Origin of the sequence: Acidisphaera sp. L21 (assembly GCF_009765685.1) — a bacterium.
In the GTDB taxonomy this organism is placed as follows: Bacteria; Pseudomonadota; Alphaproteobacteria; order Acetobacterales; family Acetobacteraceae; genus LMUY01.
Genome location: NZ_LMUY01000020.1, coordinates 102,894 through 120,740, shown reverse-complemented (window position 1 = coordinate 120,740; position 17,847 = coordinate 102,894). Strand labels below are relative to the sequence as shown.

Annotated in this window: 11 protein-coding genes and 1 pseudogene; 1 reads left to right on the top strand and 11 read right to left on the bottom strand. The window is 62.4% G+C overall.

From position 1 onward, the window contains the following. Window positions 1–30 precede the first annotated feature (30 nt). The 7 genes from GSQ76_RS05885 to GSQ76_RS05855 all read right to left on the bottom strand — a co-directional run bounded on the left by GSQ76_RS05885 (window position 31) and on the right by GSQ76_RS05855 (window position 12,653). Window positions 31–807: a response regulator transcription factor gene (locus tag GSQ76_RS05885; protein WP_158742975.1), complete on the bottom strand. Its 777-nt coding sequence runs from the start codon at window positions 805–807 to the stop codon at window positions 31–33. Window positions 808–998: 191 nt separating this feature from the next. Beyond that, entirely contained in the window at window positions 999–2,207 is a 1,209-nt protein-coding gene (locus GSQ76_RS05880; protein WP_216850918.1) for a glycosyl hydrolase family 8, read from the bottom strand. Window positions 2,208–2,406: 199 nt separating this feature from the next. Beyond that, window positions 2,407–3,663 carry a bifunctional 2-polyprenyl-6-hydroxyphenol methylase/3-demethylubiquinol 3-O-methyltransferase UbiG gene (locus GSQ76_RS05875; RefSeq protein WP_254070264.1) on the bottom strand — a complete coding sequence of 419 codons (1,257 nt, stop codon included), beginning with the start codon at window positions 3,661–3,663 and terminating at the stop codon, window positions 2,407–2,409. Window positions 3,664–3,698: 35 nt separating this feature from the next. Next, window positions 3,699–5,960 (bottom strand): glycosyltransferase family 1 protein, encoded by a 2,262-nt coding sequence (locus GSQ76_RS05870; protein ID WP_158742972.1) that lies wholly within the window; start codon window positions 5,958–5,960, stop codon window positions 3,699–3,701. Window positions 5,961–5,981: 21 nt separating this feature from the next. Then, window positions 5,982–8,207, bottom strand: a complete 2,226-nt coding sequence (locus tag GSQ76_RS05865) for a glycosyltransferase (RefSeq protein ID WP_158742971.1) — start codon at window positions 8,205–8,207, stop codon at window positions 5,982–5,984. A 10-nt stretch (window positions 8,208–8,217) separates the two neighbouring features. Next, on the bottom strand, window positions 8,218–9,657 hold the full coding sequence (locus tag GSQ76_RS05860; protein ID WP_158742970.1) for a glycosyltransferase family 1 protein: 1,440 nt from the start codon (window positions 9,655–9,657) through the stop codon (window positions 8,218–8,220). 377 nt (window positions 9,658–10,034) lie between these two features. Then, window positions 10,035–12,653: a glycosyltransferase gene (locus GSQ76_RS05855; RefSeq protein ID WP_254070262.1), complete on the bottom strand. Its 2,619-nt coding sequence runs from the start codon at window positions 12,651–12,653 to the stop codon at window positions 10,035–10,037. A 141-nt stretch (window positions 12,654–12,794) separates the two neighbouring features. Between GSQ76_RS05855 and GSQ76_RS31680 the strand changes: the two genes are divergently transcribed. Next, on the top strand, window positions 12,795–13,091 hold the full coding sequence (locus GSQ76_RS31680; RefSeq protein ID WP_254070261.1) for a hypothetical protein: 297 nt from the start codon (window positions 12,795–12,797) through the stop codon (window positions 13,089–13,091). Here the strand turns inward: GSQ76_RS31680 and GSQ76_RS32590 are convergent. From GSQ76_RS32590 to GSQ76_RS05840, 4 genes and pseudogenes are all read right to left on the bottom strand, one after another. Next, a pseudogene (locus GSQ76_RS32590) lies at window positions 13,053–13,358 on the bottom strand (hypothetical protein); the annotation flags it as partial. The gene GSQ76_RS31680 and the pseudogene GSQ76_RS32590 sit on opposite strands and share 39 nt — an antisense overlap. A 946-nt stretch (window positions 13,359–14,304) precedes the next feature. Further along, window positions 14,305–15,147 carry an amidohydrolase gene (locus tag GSQ76_RS05850; RefSeq protein ID WP_158742968.1) on the bottom strand — a complete coding sequence of 281 codons (843 nt, stop codon included), beginning with the start codon at window positions 15,145–15,147 and terminating at the stop codon, window positions 14,305–14,307. Window position 15,148: 1 nt separating this feature from the next. Continuing rightward, the gene (locus GSQ76_RS05845; RefSeq protein WP_158742967.1) at window positions 15,149–16,390 is read right to left on the bottom strand and encodes a CaiB/BaiF CoA-transferase family protein; all 1,242 of its coding nucleotides are present in this window, start codon (window positions 16,388–16,390) and stop codon (window positions 15,149–15,151) included. Then, a complete protein-coding gene (locus GSQ76_RS05840) occupies window positions 16,387–17,841 on the bottom strand; it encodes an MmgE/PrpD family protein (protein ID WP_158742966.1) in 1,455 nt (484 codons plus the stop codon). The genes GSQ76_RS05845 and GSQ76_RS05840 overlap by 4 nt, the downstream gene beginning before the upstream one ends. Window positions 17,842–17,847: the final 6 nt, after the last annotated feature.

The following is a 17,847-nucleotide window of genomic DNA, read 5'->3' as shown; positions in this document are numbered from 1 at the left end:
CGTTCTGTGCGCACATGGAGGAGCTGCGGTTTATGATCTGCGATCGGGCTGACTTTTGGTCGATCCGGGGAGATCTGCCGTGAGTCGCAATAGGTAACCCCTGCCCCGGATAGATTCGATCAAGCTGATTCCGTCGGGGTCCGGATGCAGTTTCTGACGCAAATTGAGGATGAGCTGATCCACGCTCCGATCGTCCGGTTGCCATGGCCGGCGCAATGCACCGGTCGAAAGGTCATGCCGGCTCACCACCTGGCCGCGGGCTAAAGACAGTGCTTCCAACACATCAAACTCTGCGGCAGTGAGGGTGATACGTGCCCCATCCGGGCCGTGCACGGTACGGCGATGGCTGTCGAGGTGCAGACCACCGGTGGACGCCGGGCTGGAAACGGGCGCAGGCAAGCGTCGCATGGGCGTGCGACGGTGGACCGCTCGCATACGGGCGATTAATTCCCGCATATTTGGTGGTTTTGAGACGTAATCGTCCGCGCCGAGTTCCAATGCGACGACCCGATCGGCTTCCTCGGTCGAGCCCGAAACGACGATGACGCCGCAATCCGCCTGCTCGACCAGCCATTTGATGAGCACGATGCCGTTCGTGTCCGGCAGGCTCATGTCGAGCAAGACGATTTGGGGCTTGATTGCCCGTTTCAGCGTCATGGCTTCCAGGCCGGTCGACGCCCAGGACATTTGCATTCCACTCCGCTCGATTGCCCGGCGAAGCGATTCAGCCACCGCTGGATCGTCTTCGATCAACAGGATATCGGTGAGCGTTGAGCCATCTGTTTCTATTTGAGTAAGCTCGGTCATACCCGGCTCCTGACAAAACGCTCTACGTATTGACCGAAAGTCTGGTCAATACGTTTAGACTAACGTGTCAGGAAATAAATAGACATGTCAAAATGAATTATCGCGACGCGACAAATCCGGATTTTGATGGGCGCCAGTTGCGGCTAGCACTCTCATCAGTGATAACCTCGTCAATATTGGCGAGCGGGCCGTCAAACCAATTTGGGCTTGATCTCCCGCAGGGCGATCCGGCTTAAAAGAATTAACGCTGCGGAGTAATAGGGTTCATCTCCGGAGATCGCTGGCAAATCTGCTTGGCGTTCTACCTGGTGGCCGCAACCGCTCAGCCGGGCAATCGCCATGACGCCTTTGGAGATCGGGTATGGGGCGCATGAACCCGTATCCAGATCGATCCAGGCAGGCGCCCGAGATGGGGTTGCACCCCAGAAGTTGACAAAACTCTGCAATGCTTGGGGATCGCCCCGGCTCCAGGCAACGAATAGGGGCACGCGCACCGCGTCGAAGGAGAAGCGGGGTGGGTGACCGCTGTCGATGGAAAGCGCGCCGTTGGCGGCCGAGACGCGCAGCCAATCCGGTGGAAGCTGCCATTTGCCGAACCGGGCGTACTGACGCAGCTGATCGCCGTCGCGGAACAGCGCTTCCCATAGCGGCGAGGGATACGCCTCTTGAAGTTCCGCCAGGAGAGGCTGCACATAGTACGATAGATTCACGACCGTATAGTCGGATTTCACGAACCCGTCCGCCGCCGGCAGTAGGACGGTCTTGCCGCCGACCTCGCGCACGAGCAAGCGCAGGATGTCGCCCGCGATTTTCTGTGCGGCATCCAGATACTCGGGCGACTTCCACCGGGCGCTGGCTCGCAGCAAGGCTCCAGCTATGTAGATATCGCCGTCGGTCGCATTGTTCATGTCTGGGACCGGATTGCTGCTGCCGGGGAGGTAGCGCCAGGCGGATAGCGCGTCCGACGGGCGGCTGAGTGTGGCTTTCGTCCAGGTCCAAATGCGGTCGAAACTTGGACGGTCGTCAAACGACGCGGCGAACAGCATTCCCAACCCTTGCGACTCGGTGTGGGATTCGCCCTGATTGAAAGTGTCGATAACACGACCGTCCGGGCGGATGAACCTGGCGCGGAACGCCTTCCAGTCAACGAGTTCGACGTGGGTAGCCAACGTGGCAGACACGCTGTTGCTGCCGAGGTCGGCTTCTGTCGGCAGAGCCGGAGCCGCTGTGGCCGGAACCGGCTTGGCCGGGAGCATGCCGAAGCGAGCGCCTGCGATGAGGGCGGCACCACCGAGGGCGGCACCAAGGACAAAGCGCCGGCCCGTGTTGCGTTGTGGTGCGGTTGCTTCAGCCGGCCGGCTCGCATGGTCGATCGCGGCAATCGTATTTTGGAAAATCATTGCTCTGCGCCTCCGTGGAAGCACAAAACACAAGCATGTCTAAACGGGACGATGCTGTCAGACGTTGGCGTTTATTGTCGGCAGAGCTTTGTATATTGCAGCTTCTGGGAAGTTCGGGCTGAAGTCGTTGTCATATGGCTGCGTTTGTTAGGGTATCGTTCGTTAAACCTAACATTCCCTGGCGTCGCGCGACAACTGACTACACGACGATGGCTCGCACCACATGGAAGCTTATTTGACGTTTGTCTCCGTTGTAGACTTCTTTGTCTGGACACCATACTTCGCTATCAAATTCTACATGCGCCGCCTCCGCTTCGGCCTGGATATCGATTACGGTGTCGCCGGGTGGCAACATTCCCTCGAACACGGTTGTCTGGCCTATGCGGATAAGTGTCGCCAGGCCCTTTGCCGGACGAAAGCTCCGCAGGATCAGTCGGATTCCTCCGGTGTCTGGCGCAAAGGGGATCTCGAGCCAACCATGGCCGGAGAAAACGAGATATTCCGCATCCGGCGTGAAGCCTTGGCTGTCCCAGTATTCGGCCATCTCGGTTGCCAGGATCTGGCTCAAGTCCGACATTTGCGCGACGAGTGTGTACCCAATTTCCTCGTCGGAGCCTCGGTCTGCGATGCATTTCATGCCGGCCCGGCGGAAGACCTCCCGGATGAAGTCGAGCGACCAGCCGCTTTCGAACCATCCGAATTTGCGGACGCAATATACCGAAATCGGGTCAAGCCGGATGCCCCAATGGCGCCACCAGAGCTTGTTGATCGGCTCCCCGGTCAGCACGATCTTGCCACCCGGCGCCAACATCTTACGGAATTTCTCGATAACGTCCCATGGTTTGAGCGCATGGTGAAGACACTCGTAAAATAGCACCATGTCGTAGGTTTCGGGCGCATCGAAATCATCGAAGCTGGACGTCGTGGCGGTGATAGCCCGGCGACCGAGTTCCGCCCGCTGGTTTACCAGGTTGACAAACAGGGGGTTGATGTCGACCGCCGTGACCTTCAGGCCGAGATAGGCGCCGATTTCGGACGATAATCCCCAGCCACACCCGAGGTCGAGTAGCCGACCGTCGCGCGGCAGTTTGGCCAGGCGAAATGCCCGCGAAAGCCGCTCGGTATGGACGGCGAGGGCTGATGGATCGGCATGATCATACGGATTGACCGCCGCCACATGGCGCGAGACGTCGAACGGCGTGTGCTCGTTGGTTGCCTGGTTGAAGCTGCGGCCGGCGATCTCCTCGTAGAGCGCCAGCTGGGCTTGGACGTAGGTTTCTCCGTAGGGATCGATGGTTTGATCGACGGTGACGCCGGGTCGGTATTCGAAGCGTGACCAGTACACAGCGCACGCCGGGCTGCCGGGGCCACCGAAGGCGTCACTTTGGGCGACGAAGGCGTCCAGATGCTCCGCGGTGATGAGCATCTTGGAGGCAGGCTTGTCGATCACGCTCATCTCATTCACTCAGCCATCTCCCGCGACCGGCCTGGCTAGGCCGGAATGCTGCATCGTTCGATCATTCTGAGGCGGCCGGCCGTGTCGGATCTTTGCATGACCGCGAATGATTTCACGCCGATCCCGATGCGCCGGGCTTCGCCTGCGACGTGGCTGCTGAGGTCGATCAACCGGTCGACCTGTAGCATCAATACGATGGCGCGGTCGGCGCCGATGGATGCCATGACGGCGACGAATGGCAGCAAGAGGCGGAATTGCCGCATCTCACCAGCCTCCAAAACCGTGCTTACCAGGCGGTGGGATCCGATCTTGACCGACAGCACGACGGTTTCGGGCGGGCATTGCACTTCGAGGTAGAGCAGGAGATCGGATGTCGATCCACCCAACTCCGGCACGTGGAAGGCAAGCGAGGCGTTGAGCATCGATGTCCATGTGCCCCAGTTCTCCATCCGCCCCCAGCCGAGCTCATGCCGCAGCATTTCCGCCACGGCGGACCGACGGTCGGCGGCGCGTAAATCATAGTTCAGGCGTAGGGGGTAGATTTCGCCAAAGGCCACAGGGGCGAACATTCGCTGCGGGTCGGCCGCGCCGGATAGTTGGGCAGCGACGCCCGAGACCAGGCCCGAGAGGACGTCCTGCCATGTGCGCGGATGATATTCGGCGAGGATGAGCGCCTCCCGCGACGCCCGGTAAGGATCGTCGGACATCAACCTCCAAGCCGTCTCCGCGACGGCTTTGACCGAGTCCGCGGGACAATAATCCGCGAATTTGCCGCCGGCTTCGGGCAGGGAGGAATGGCTCAAGGTGACGCAGGCCTTGCCGTAGCAAAGGCTTTCGGTGATTGGCAGGCCCCAGCCCTCGTAGGTCGAGGAGTAGATTGTAAACAGGCAATTCGAATATAGGCTGCTGAGCTCGCCATCCGAAACCTTCGACAGGAGGATGACCTTGTCCGCGACGTCGGGATGCGCGTTCAAGAAGGCTTGGGTTTGATCGAACTGCCATCCGGCCTTTCCGACGCAGACCAGGGACGGGATGGCGTCCGCACCCTCTTGCGCGATCAAGCGGGCCCAGGCTTGAAGGACCACGAGGTGGTTCTTGCGGGCCTCCAGCGTGGCGACGAATAGAACGAAACGACCGGCCACCCGCAGCCGTTCCAGAATGCTTCGATGCTCGGTCACGGAGAGGCCGAGTTGCACTGCGCTGAAATCGGCATCGAGCGCCATGACGACCGGTTCTCGTGCCACGGGGCGGACGGCGAGCGCCGCCTTGATGACGTCCCGCCGGGTCGAACACGAGATGACCGCCACGGCGTCGGCATGCATGAGCGCACCGCCGAGCCATTGAGCGCATTCGGAGGGCATTTTCGCCGGCAAGAACTCCGGCGTGATGAGCGGAACCAGGTCGTAGATGACGGGGACGTAACGGATGCCGAAGACGTTCTTCGCGTGGCGAAGGTAGAGCATGTAGTCGATGTTCCACCATGGCGCGAGGTTCACTAGAACCCCGCCGCGTACCATCTGCATCGGCGGCGCATCATCGACCGTGGTGAGGAAGCGGTTGATGGCCGCAAGCCAAACCGTTTCGGGCTGGTCCCCTGCCCTACCGGCAAGTTCGCAAACCTGGCGAAGCGCATCCGGGTTTACTTCGATCCACGCGCTGACCGACGGAGAGTAGGTGCACAGCTGCAGGGGGATTGATCCCCGCCAGTCCTTCACCGCCTTCAGGAGCTCAATCTCGACGCGCTGGATGCCCGTCGGATACCGGCCAGTGCGGAAATATGCGACCAGGTCGGAGAAGTCCAGGTAGAAGGCCGGGACCTGATCGCCGAGGCCGGCCATTGATCGGGCGTCCGCTTCTGGGACTTGCCGGTGAGTGATCCGGAATGGAGGAGGCTGATGGGAGCCAGGGGCCGCGGCCTTTGTGATGAAGTCTTGGGCATTGGGATCGTGCGAACCATGCTCGATGGCGGATTGATAATGGGCCAGGGCGTGGGGGAGGTTTCCGCTGACCTTGTAGAAATGCCCGAGCTGCACGAGGAGATCGGCGTCATGCGGGGTGAGCGTCAGCGCCTTCAAATAGGCCCGCTCCGCATCGGGGAAATCACCGGCTTCTTTGAGGGCGTGGCCCAGTTGAACGAGGATGCCGGCGTCATCGGGCTTGACCTGCAAGGCCTCGCCGTAATGTTCGGCAGCCTTGTACCACAGGGCAAGATCGCGGGCGGCATTGCCCGACCGGACCCTCGATGCAAACCTGCTTTTCCGGCCCGGCAGATGGAAGCTGATCGTTAGCTCTGGCATGGGAGAATGCCTCGTGAGGGTTCAGGCATCTTCAAGCGTCATCAGCGCGCATTCGAGGATGGCGAGCCGGGCGTCGTCATCCTCGACGGCGCAGGCCATGAACATCTCGACACCGATGCCGACCTGTCGCGTGTTCGCTGGATCGTATTTCGCCATGGACACCAGCTGGTCCACTTGCAGCAGGATAACGATCGGTCGCTCGCCTGTGGATGGGCCGGCGAGCGGGGCCTGGGAGAGATCGAGCCGGACGATACGCGCCTCGCCGGGCCGTAGGGTTAGCCGGGCGGATAAGGTGCCTGCCAGGGATAGTGTTAGCGACGTCTTCTCCGGCGGGGCGCGTAGCTTCAGGAAGACCACGTGGTCGGTATCGGCCACCGGTGGCAGTTGGAAGGCCAGCCGGGCGCGACGGTCCTTCGACCATGCCGTTGCTGCATCGACACCGTACCAGCCACCGCCCGCGCGAAGCATCTCGGCGATGGCGGCGCCTCGGTCGAGCCGGCGGAAGAATGGCTGGTTTCCTATACGGTAGATGGTTGCCGGGACGATCGGGGCTGCCAAGATGGCGGGCACGGCAGGGGTCGGGAAATGGCTGATGGTCGCGAGCACAAGCGTTTGCAGGGCCGTCTGCCAGTCTTGGGATTGACGCTGCGTTGCAATCAGGTGTTCGCGGCTTTCACGATAGGAGCGATCGAAGATCAGCCGTTCGGCCTGCGACGTCAGGCTTTTGACGGAATCGCCCTCGTAATAATCGGCAAACTGGCCGCCGGCTTCGGGTAGGGAGGAGTGATCGGCGGTGAGGCACGCTTTGCCGTGATGAAGGCTCTCCGTCACGGGCAGCCCCCAGCCCTCGTAGAGCGAGGCGTAGAGGGTGAATTGGCATTCTGCATAAAGCGTTGCCAATTCGGCGTCGGAGATCCCGGATAGGATCATCACCTTGCCATCGAGCTCCGGATGGGCCTCGAGGTAGCTTTGGGCGCGTTCGAATTTCCAGCCCCGCTTACCGACGCAAACCAGCACTGGCACGTCCGAGCGGTCGTGGCTTGCCAGTAGTTTTACCCAGGCCTGGAAGACGAGATAGTGGTTCTTGCGCGCCTCCATCGTGCCGACGAAGAGGACGAAGTCGGTATTTGCCAGACCAAGCCGTTCACGGGTTTGCGCGGTGTGGGCGCCACCATGGCCCTGGCGCGGCGCGCTGGGTGCCGCGTCGAGCGGCATGGCGATGGGGTCATGGGATAGCGGCCGGATCTGGGCCGCGGCCTTGACCAGGTCGTTCCTGGTGGAACTGGACGTCACCGCGAAGAGATCGCCGTGTAGGATCGCGCTGCTGAGCCAGGCGTTAAATGCCGCGGTCACACCGTGATCGACATATTCCGGCGTCATCAATGGAATGAGGTCATGGACGAATGGGACGTAGCGGAGGCCGAAGCGCGCCTTCATGGTCCGGATCGCGGCCATGTAGTTCTCGATGCCCCAGGACGTGCCGAGGTTGATCAAGGCAGCGCCGACGGGAAAGACGCAGGCTGCGCGGGTGTCGAGCGCGGTGAAGAACCGGGCCAGTGCTTCCTGCCAATCCGGGTCGGCGACATTGCCGCGCTGGGCGCCTAGATCGAGCAGAGCCAGAAGTTCGTCCGGATTGACGTCCACCCAGCCCCGCTTTTGATCGGCATAGGCGCAGGCGCGGATCGGGACTGGGCTATCCCATAGGAGGGAGGCCCGAAACAGTTCGATCTGGACGCGCTGTATTCCTGTTGGCGTCCGGTTCGACCGGCAATGATCGAGCAGATCGGTGTATTCGAAGTAGATTGCGGGGATTGCGGTGCTGGCACTCTGCCGGGCCGGGTCCGCCGCCCGGCAATGAACGGATTGGGCGATATAGCGCAGTGCGTGCTCGTCCTGGGACCCGGCGGTCACGGCGCGCTGGTAGTAATCCAGCGCCTTTGGCGTCGCGTCCCGAAGGGCGTGGAAGTGGCCGAGCTGAACCAGCAGGCCCACATCGCCGGGATTGAGGCTATGCGCCTTCAAATAGGCCGCCCCGGCCTGGGAGAAGCTGCCATGCTCCTTGTAGGCGTGGCCTAACTGTTCCCAGATGCCGGCGACGCCGGGCTGGATGCCGACGGCCAGTTCGTAGTAGTGAGCCGCCTCCATCCATTGACCGACGTCGCGGCTTGCATCGCCGAGCGTGACGAGATGGTTGAACCCGGGGGAGGGGTCGGCCCGATCGCGGACATCATCCTGCAGCATGGACATGATTGCGACCCTAGGCCGCGGCGACGAGGTTGCTGGACATCTTGATACTCCGTTCGATGATCCTGAGCCTTGCAGCGGTGTCACCGGTTCGGCAGAGCGCGAAGGATTGGAACCCGACGCCGAGCCGTCGCGTGTCCGCGATATCGACAGGCGCAACCAGGTCGTCGATATCGAGATGGACGATCATCGGGCCGCCATCCTGGTGGTTCGACGCGATCTTGAACGGGATTTGGAGCCGTATCGCGAGGCTTTCATCGGGGTCGATCGTCACAAGCTGGGTTTGACCGGCGACTTTGACGGTGACCGCGACGCGGCTATTCGGTGCACAGAGCTTGAGGTAGAGGATGAGGTCATCGGCCGGGCCCTCCAGCGGCGGGAGCCGGAATGCCAGCTTTGCGTATTTCTTGTTCGCCCAGACCCCCCATGATTCGAGGGGGTGCCAGGTTCCATCATAGCGGAGCATTTCTGCGATCGCACCTTCCTTATCGGGGCGGCGGGCGCGGTGATCTTGGCCGATGTCATAGATTTCGCCGAACGATATCGGGGCCACCAATGGCTCGGCATGAACCAAGCCCACGCAATGGGTCTCAATACCGTCGACCAGGCCGGCCAGGACGTCATGCCAGGGGCGCGGCCGGAACTCGGCGACGATCTGGTGTTCACGCGCCTGCCGGTAGTCATGGTCGAAAAGCAGTCGCTCGGCGTGCTGCACGAAGCTTTTGACTGAATTTGCCTCGAAGTAGTCGGCGAACACGCCGCCGGCTTCGGGAAGGGATGAGTGATCCGCCGAGAGACAGACCTTGCCATGGCAGAGGCTTTCCGTGACCGGCAGTCCCCAGCCCTCGTAGGTCGACGCGAAGGCCGTGAACAAGCAATCGGCGTAAAGCGCATTCAGCTCAACGTCCGATAGGCCGGAGAGCATGATGACCTTGTCTTGCAATTCGGGATGCGACCGCAGGAAGTTCTGGCCGAATTCGAAGCCGTGGCCGATCTTGCCGACGCAGACCAGGGTGGGCATGGCGGCGGCACCATGCAGTTCGATCAGCTTGGCCCAAGCCTGGAAGATGAGCATCTGGTTCTTGCGTATTTCCAATGTGCCGACGACCAGCACGTAGAAGCCGTTTCGTAAGCCGAAGCCGTCCAGTAGGCCGGCACGGTCGGCAGTTCCGGCGGCGCCGTCCTGCATGCCGAATTCGGCGTCGAGCGGAACGATGATCGGTTGACGGGTGAGATGCTTGATGCCGTCGGCCGCTTTGATGACGTCCTGTTGGGTCGATTTCGAGATGGCCAGGATGAGGTCGGCATGGCTGAACACGCTGTTGATCCAGTAGCCAAATGCCGCCACCAGGTCCTGCCCGCAATATTCTGGCGTGATCATGGGGATGAGATCGTAGATCAACGGAATATACCGAATGCCGTAGCGTGACTTCGCTTCCCGGATCAGCGGCATGTAATCTGCTGCCCACCAAGACGCACCGACGTTCACCAGGGCCGATCCCTCGGGCATGATGCACGCGGAACGCTGGTCGATACGGCGCAAGAAGCCGTTGAAGGTTTCCTGCCATTCGTCGTCGAGATGGCTGCCGGGCGTCGAGGCAAGCCGGCAGAGTTTGCTGAAGCCGATCGTGTCGATGTCTACCCAGAATCCGGCCCGTGCGGAGTAGGTGCAGCCGCAGATCGGCGTCGGGCTGTTCCATTCCAGCGATGCCTTGAAGAACTCGATCTGGACACGCTGGATTCCCGTCGGAAACCGGTTGTGCCGAAAATATTCGACCAGGTCGCTATAGTCGAAATAGACCGCCGGGAGCGCACGGCTTCGGATGAAATTCACAGGTCAATGCCTTCGCTAATATACCGTTCGGGCTGATCGACATCGACGGTGATATCGATGAATTTTGCCCGAAATCCGATGTCACAGAAGACCCGGAATTCGACATCCAACGCGGCGGCGTCGATCGAAAACTCGAGACGGATACGATGGTGATTGCAAGCTTCGTGGCCGAAATCGACGGCGCGAGACGCGATAGGATCCAAGCCACCATTCATCGCAACTTCGAACCGGGCAGATCCGCTCAGTCCGGAGAGCTTGTCGAAGGCGAATTCGACGGTGTACTGGCCCGGCGACAATCGCATATAGGGGCCGGATACCCCGTAACCCTCGGAAATGCCATTGAACCAACGCGACTTGCCTTGCATGAGGCCGACGACGCTGAAGAGCAGCGGGCTATCGGCGGCAAAGACCATCGGCCATTGCCGGCCGAAGGAGGATGGTTGCTGATGGATACCTTCGATCATGCCGAATAATTGGCCCGAGACCACATTCCAGTCGTGTTCGCGCAGCCATTGCTCGGCGGCGGCCACGACAGACAAACGCTTGGCGTCGTTGTCGAGGAGGCCCGTGATAGCGTCGCCGAGGCTACTGGCCGTGGTGGCGTCGACCCGGTGCACCGACCCGCCCAGATCGTCGAATATCGGGCTCATGGAAACAGCGACGGGAACGCCGCTTGCCAACGCCAGACGCACTGCGCCGCTGGCAGATTCGGGGGTGGCGCCGTATGGCATGACGATCAGGTCGCATCCGGCAAGCAGGGCGATCGCGTCGGTGTCGGCCAGGTAGTCCTGTTCCCATTCGATCGACTCATAGATCGCAAGCTGCCGTGCCAGAGTTTGACAGGTGCTGCGTTCGATGGCGGAAAGTGGGCTGGGGTATTCCGCATTCACCAGTCGGAGAGTTGCGCTTGGCCATGTCTCCAGGATCTGGGCGAATGCTGCGATCAGGGTCGCGATGCCCTTATGCGGCAGGAAAAAACCGTAGCAGCCGATGATTGGGCTGGCAGTGAGATTTCGCGTCGGGCGCCGAGCGGTTATATCCGTCACGCCCGCCCCGTGGGGGATGAGTGCCACGTTCTGGATAATGCCGAACCGGCGGAGCGTTTCGAGGTCATGCAGGGAATGCACGACGACCCGTTCGACCGCCGCGAGGCCGAGGAGAACGGAGGCCCGCAGGGCGGTTTCGATCAGCGCAATGCTGGCCGTCGAGTGCAGGGTGACGACCGTCTTAATGCAGATAACCCGCGTAAGATCGATGATTTCCACGAGGTCCAGCCAGGAAATAAGGCCAGGCTGGTGCTGAATGACCAGCATTTGTGGCTCGGAGCGCAAGAGCTCGCCGGAAATCTGTCTTGCGATTGAACCGGAGGCGACGTGCCAGGCGGGAACGACACGTCCGCCATGGATCTTCGGGATAGAGGGCATGAAGCCAGTTCTGATATCGCAGAGCACTATGAGCTCTGGCACTTTTGCCAGCCCGCGAAGCGGGCGATGATCGAGGAGAAATCTCGAATACTCTGCGATGCCGCACCTGATCCCCCAACTTGAAAGCCACGCAATACGAGCAGCCGGCGTGGATCGTGTCTGGATAAGACCGGCACACGCATCGATCGTTCGTTCCGCCCAAGCCCGCGTGTCGAATTGGCGGCGCGCAATCGCCCGTGCCGCCGAACTGCGCTCAAGCGCCTGCGATCCGCCTGCCAAATGGTCGTCGAGCGCTTCGCGCAGTGCCAGCGTCAGATCACCGAGGCTTGGCTCGACCCAGAACGAGTGGGCACTGGTGACGTGGCTGCGCGACGGGCGGAAGGTGAAATCGAGAAGCCGGGCGGATCGTGCGTCGACGAAATCCATGTGTCCGCCGTGACCGGTAACGATCAATGGCAGATTTGCGGCCATTGCCTCGGCGGCGACCATGTTGAACCCCTCGCCTCGCGTTGGGAGCACCATGCAGTCGGCGTCACGATAGAGATCGGCGAGCTGGAACGCAGACAACTCCTCGTTGATCAGTTCGATCGGTGCAAGAGTGTCGTCGCTGAGTGACAGGGTTGCGATCTGTTCCGCCGTTTGATTGTGCTCGTTGTGGAATCCCTTGATGACCAGCCGCACAGGGTCGGCACTGGTGAAGGCCCGTGCCCAGGCTGCGAGCAGCAGGTCCACGCCTTTGCGCGGGAAGCAGGACGAGATGTGCAGGAAGACCATCGGCGCCCGGGGAGTGATGCCGTGCGCGGCATTGGCCAGGCGTTCATCCCCAATCCGCAGAAAGGCACCCAATTCGATGGCAAGGCCGGTGATCCGGAGTGGAACGCGCAGGCCGGAATCGACCAGCGCCTTTGCCACCATGGCCGATGCAGCCATCACGCCGGTGAATTTGTTGAGGCTGCGGATGAGGTTTGCGGGGATCAGGCTTTCTTCCCAGGCGAAGAGGGCGATCGCGAAGTCATGGTCGATCGTCGGTAGCCAGGGCGGGTAATGCTGGCTGATGACGATCCTCGGGATGCCCAGGCGACCCGGGCGCTTGAACAATTCGTCCATCAAGGCAGCATCGTTGGCCGGGATCGTGCCGAGTGTGGTGAGCGGTTCGAATTGCACGGGCAGCACGCCGACCCGGCCGGGCAAATGCTGCTCGATCGAGGAGGCGAGAAGCCGGTTTATGGCCGATAGGCTATAGCTGCCGGAGAAATGCCCGGCGACCAGGAAGCTGGCTTTGGCGACGATGGCAGCATGCTCGGTTGGCGTCGCCGGCAGCGCTAGCCCGCATTGGCCGAGCGCATTCCAGATCAGGCTCTCGGGACGCACCGCCGGGTCGATGATAAAATTGTCCTGTTGTGCCTGCGCCAGATCGTCGATGCCTTGGGGGCTGCAGGCGAAATGGTGCAGCAGCAGCGCGATCTCCGCAGCGTTCGGCGTGGTGTCGGCAGCGGATTGGGGCAGGCCGGCGGGCTGCAGAAGGAACGTGATGGACGGAACGGGACGCGCCAGCACCGCCAGACCAGCCTCCACCGCTTCGAGCAGGAAGTCCGGGAACGACGCCGGGTCTTCCAGGAAAAGACCTAGGTTCGCGTTGACGAGACAGGTTTCCCGGTGGGCGGCATCAAGGCTGCCGGTGACGGTGACGCTTTCGGTCAGCCCGTGCGTCGTGATCCGCTGCTGCAGATCCTTGGCGGCCTTTGGCTCCAGCGTTCGTCCCAGGAGGACGAGTTTGGCGGGCTGTTGCCAGAGATGCAGGAAATCGGCGAACGCATCGATGATCAGGCAGATCTGTCGGGCCGACGTGACGTCGCCGGGCACAAGTATGGTGAATGGCGATGCCTCGGCTGGCATGGCCGTCCGTGTGGCGCGAAGTTGCGTGCGCAGTGGCCAGGTGGCGGCGACCGGAAATCCGGCGGTGCGCAGTCGCAATGTCGCCAGCAGATCGCACCCGATGGCGGCGGCGACGAGCGGCTTGAGAAAGCGGAGAGCCGATGTGCAGTCGAGCGATGCAGAAGAGTGGTAGAACAGGATGATCGGGGCGGAGAGGGTCGCCAGAACGGCCAGGTTCTCCACCGGCTCCGACCCGGCGACGTGAGCGATGACCACGCCATCGTTGTGGGTCGGTACTACGCCCGGCGCGTGACGTAACACGGATTGAGATAGGGATTGGCTGGCATTGGCATGGATGATGCGCGTTTCGACGAAGCTGCTTTTGAGGTAGTCCTCGAGTGATGACACGCTCGTTTCAATGCGAGCGGAGCGATGGGTGAAGTAGAGTTGGTCGACAGCGTATCGCTTCTGAGGTCGAGTCATCGATGACATTGCTGCGCTCCTCAGGTCATGGAGGCTTTCTCAAACAATCACATTATACTTTGGGCGCAAGCCATTTACCCCGGGCCAAACTAATGGAACAAGGCTTTATCTCTACTTTCCGGCAAGAGTAGATAAAAGCTGTGTAATTGCTAATTACACCAACCATATTAATCGTTATCTAAACAATACGTCGCGCAAACGCTCTTTCTCAGCTTCGGAAACTACCTACAAACAGGCGGCTGAAATTCGGGAAATACTCATGAGTCTCGGCGCGCGTGGCGGAAGGCGGGAAGAATTTGTTACCCGGCGTTACCAGCGCAACGCAGCGGCGTGGGCCCGATGTGGGTGCCCATGCTTTCTTCATCACGGCGGCGAGATTTGCTCTGGCGGTGCATCAGCCGCTGCTACGCGATTTGGATCATGCCATTTTGCCGGGCGCAGCACCCCGGCGGCGATTGGCAGGCGTTGCAGACGCTTGAGTGACTCAGAAGCCGTAAAGGGCGGCGGGATTGTCGACCAGAATGCGGTTGCGCGTGGGCTCATCGCCGGCCCAGACCGGCAGCAGGTCCAGCAAGACGGCGTCGTCGGGCTTGTGGCGCTCGGTGATGTGGGGCCAGTCGCTGCCCCAGACCAGGCGCTCGGGCGCCGCGGCAACGAAGGCCTGGGCGATACGGGTGGCATCGGCGTAGCCAGGCGCGCCGATTTCGGTGTTCAGGTAGGCGCCCGAGAGTTTCAGCCAGGTTTGCCCGCGCTCCAGCAGCCCGGCAATGATGCGGAAGGCGGGGTGGGCTGGGCCCTGGCCGGGTGGCAAGCGGCCCATGTGGTCGATGACGATCGGGCATGGCAGGCGGGCGATGAGGGCGGCGGCGTCGACGAGTTGGTCGCCCGACATGTGCAGTTGCACGTGCCAGCCGAGCGGCGCGATACGCCGGGCCAGCGGCTCGATCATGGCGACCGTGGTGACGGTGTCGGCGGGGTTCCACAGGCTGAAGCGTAGGCCGCGCACACCGCCGGCATTCAGCCGGGCCAATTCGGCGTCCGATACGTCGGGGTGCACCACGGCGATGCCCACGGCGTCGCCGGCGAATTGGGCAATCGCGTCCAGCAGGCAGGTGTTGTCGGTGCGATAGTGTTTTGCCTGCACGATCACGCCGCGCTTCGTGCCGATGCGGCGCTGCAGGCTGCGGTAGGCGGGTACGTCCATGCCGGGCGGCGTGGTGGCCTCCGGCGTGGGGAAGCTGGCATCCAGGATGTGGAAATGCGCGTCGCAGGCGTTTGCCGGGGCGGGGGACTGGGGCGGCTGGGAGCCGGAGGAGTTGGGGACCATGCTACGCGCCCTTCGTGGTGACGCCGCAAAGGATTGCGGCGTCGGCGAGGGCGTCGACCTGGGCGCCGGTGATGCCGATTTCGGCCAGAAGCTCGCGGTTGTGCTGGCCGAGTTCGGGCGCCGGGGTGCGGATGGAGCCCGGCGTGCCCAGCAGCCGCGGCACGACGTGATGCATGGGGAGTTGGCCCATGTCGGGATCGGGGTAATCGGCGACCAGTTCGCGGTCGATCACGTGCGGGTCTTGCAGGATCTGCGCGGTGTCGTAGATCGGTCCGATGGTGACCTCGGCCGCCTCGAAGAAGGCAACGTTCTCGTCCTGGGTGCGCTGGGCGATGAAGTCGCCGATGATGGCGTCCAGCGCCGCGACGTTCTTCAGGCGGTCGGCGTTGGTGCGGAAGCGGGGGTCGTCCACCAGGTCGGGACGACCGATGGAGCGGAACAGGCGTTCGGCCATTTTCTGGATCGAGCCGGAGAGGCCGACATAGGCGCCGTCCTTGCAGATGTAGGCGTTGCGTGGGGCGGAGTTGGTGGAGCGGCTGCCGGTGCGGGGTTTGATCTTGCCGCTGAGCCGGTAATTGGCGGCCTGCGGGCTGAGGATGGAAAAGAGCGGGTCCAGCAAGGGAAGGTCGATGACCTGACCCTGGCCGCCATTCATTTCGACCTCGCGCAGCGCGATCATGGCGGCGGAGGCGCCGTAGAGGCCGGCGATACCATCGGCGAGATACATGGGCGGCAGCACGGGTTCGCGGTCGGCGAAGCCGTTGATGGCGGCGAAACCGGACACACCTTCGATGACCGTGCCGAAGCCGGGGCGCTGCGAGTACGGGCCGGTCTGGCCCCAGCCGGAGATGCGGATGATGACGAGCGCCGGGTTGATGGCCAGGAGGACGTCCGGGCCGAGGCCCATCTTCTCCAGGACGCCGGGTCGAAAGCTTTCGATGAAGATCTTGGCCGAGGGGACCAGCTTGCGGATGATCTCGATTGCCTTGGGGTCGCGTAGGTTGAGGCAGAGGCTTTTCTTGTTGCGGGCGTAGATTTTCCAATGCGTGCCGACGCCCTCGGTCTTCCAGGCTCGCAGTGTGTCGCCTTCGGGTGGTTCGACCTTGATCACTTCGGCGCCGAAATCGCCGAGCACCTGGGTGAGCGCGTTGCCGGCGAAGAGACGGGAGAGGTCCAGGATGCGCACGCCGTCCAGCGCGCCGCGGCGGCCGGGTTCGTAGTCGCGTTTGTGCAGTTCGGTCATCCTGCGGTCACCACCATGCGGGGGAACAAGCCGGTGATGCTGTCCTGGTGGTCCAGATCCCAGGCGTAGCCGAGGAAATCGTGGATCTGCTGCTCCGGCCAGAATGCCTTCACGTTGCGGCGGAATTTGGCTTCGACGTCATCGCGGGTCATGGGCCGGCCGCCGAAGCCGGGGAGGTCGTCCACCTGTTCGGCCAGCACGCGCCCGTCGTCCAGCGTCACCGTGACGCGGGTCGGGAGCTTCTGCGGATAGATCTTGGTCAAGGCAGGGTCTTCCTCGACCGTCAGTTTGGCCAGCAGGGCGAGAACCTTGGGGTCGTTCAGGGCCTGGGGCGAGTAGCTGGCACTGGTGATCTCGCGGTCCAGCAGGGACCGGGCGACGGCGTAGGGTAGGCTGTGATCCGCGGTTTCGCTGGTTTTCGGCGCCCATTTCTCCGGCGAGTCGGCCGAGTATTGTTTGCCCACGAGGGTGGTTCCGACGACGATGGATTTCACCTTCGCCAGGTCCGGCACGGATGCGCCGATTTTTGCGGCGGCGACGATGGCGGTTTGGAGCAGGGCTTGCGCGGGATACAGTTTCACCGCGCATTCGGTGATCTTAAAGGTCCCTCCCCGGCCGCCAAATTGGCCGACATCCAGGGTGAATGGACCGGAGACATCGGCGAAGAACCCGGCCTTGCCCTCGAACACCGGTGCCGGGCCGGTGATCCCGCCGCGCGCGAGTTGGGCGGCGAACACTGCGCTGCGGCCGGAATCGGCATCCGCCAGGCCCTTCCAGTTGGAAATGACGCCGAGGCGGGTTTGGTTGAACGCGAGGTGCCCGGCGAAGGACAGATTAACCGCCTGCGCCAACTGCGCTGGCGTCAGGTGCATCAGCTTGCCGGCGGCCAGGGATGCGGCGGGCAGGCTGTAATTGGGATGGTCCCAGCCGTGGATGGTGATCTGCGCGGCGTCGAGCAGGCGGCAATTGATTTCGTAGGCCAATACCATCGCCAGGATGAGGTCTTGGCCGGACCGGCCCTCTGACTCCGCCACGGCCAGGCAGGGGGTGATGTTGTCGCTGGGGTGGCCGACTTCGCGCCCGGCGTAGACGTCGTTCAGGTCGAAATTGCGCACCGCGGCGCCGTTGGCGAAGCTGGCCCAGTCCATGGCAGTGCGGCGAGTGGTGCCCATCACGGTGGATTTGCCCTCGGACGTGGCGAGGGCAATGTCGCGGATCGCCCGAACCGGGGGCTCGTTGAAGGCGCCGATGCCGCAGCCGATCGCGTCGATGAAGTGGGCTTTTGCGAGTTCCACGATGGCGGGGCCGAGGTCGCTGTAGTGGAGCGCGTCGGCGTAGGCGGCCAGGTGCTCGGCGATGGTGCCGGGTGCGGCGGTTTGGGCGAAGGCGGGGAGGGCCGCGGTGCCGGCGAGCGCGGCCAACAGAGTGCGGCGTGGCAGGAGCGGTGTCATGGCGGG

Bases quoted from the DNA above. Each gene is read 5' to 3' on its own strand.
- GSQ76_RS05865 (WP_158742971.1), bottom strand. From the start codon at position 8,207: ATGTCCATGCTGCAGGATGATGTCCGCGATCGGGCCGACCCCTCCCCC.
- GSQ76_RS05875 (WP_254070264.1), bottom strand. From the start codon at position 3,663: ATGAGCGTGATCGACAAGCCTGCCTCCAAGATGCTCATCACCGCGGAG.
- GSQ76_RS05885 (WP_158742975.1), bottom strand. From the start codon at position 807: ATGACCGAGCTTACTCAAATAGAAACAGATGGCTCAACGCTCACCGAT.
- GSQ76_RS05840 (WP_158742966.1), bottom strand. From the start codon at position 17,841: ATGACACCGCTCCTGCCACGCCGCACTCTGTTGGCCGCGCTCGCCGGC.
- GSQ76_RS05870 (WP_158742972.1), bottom strand. From the start codon at position 5,960: ATGCCAGAGCTAACGATCAGCTTCCATCTGCCGGGCCGGAAAAGCAGG.
- GSQ76_RS05845 (WP_158742967.1), bottom strand. From the start codon at position 16,390: ATGACCGAACTGCACAAACGCGACTACGAACCCGGCCGCCGCGGCGCG.
- GSQ76_RS05850 (WP_158742968.1), bottom strand. From the start codon at position 15,147: ATGGTCCCCAACTCCTCCGGCTCCCAGCCGCCCCAGTCCCCCGCCCCG.
- GSQ76_RS05880 (WP_216850918.1), bottom strand. From the start codon at position 2,207: ATGATTTTCCAAAATACGATTGCCGCGATCGACCATGCGAGCCGGCCG.
- GSQ76_RS05860 (WP_158742970.1), bottom strand. From the start codon at position 9,657: ATGCCGCTGATCCGGGAAGCGAAGTCACGCTACGGCATTCGGTATATT.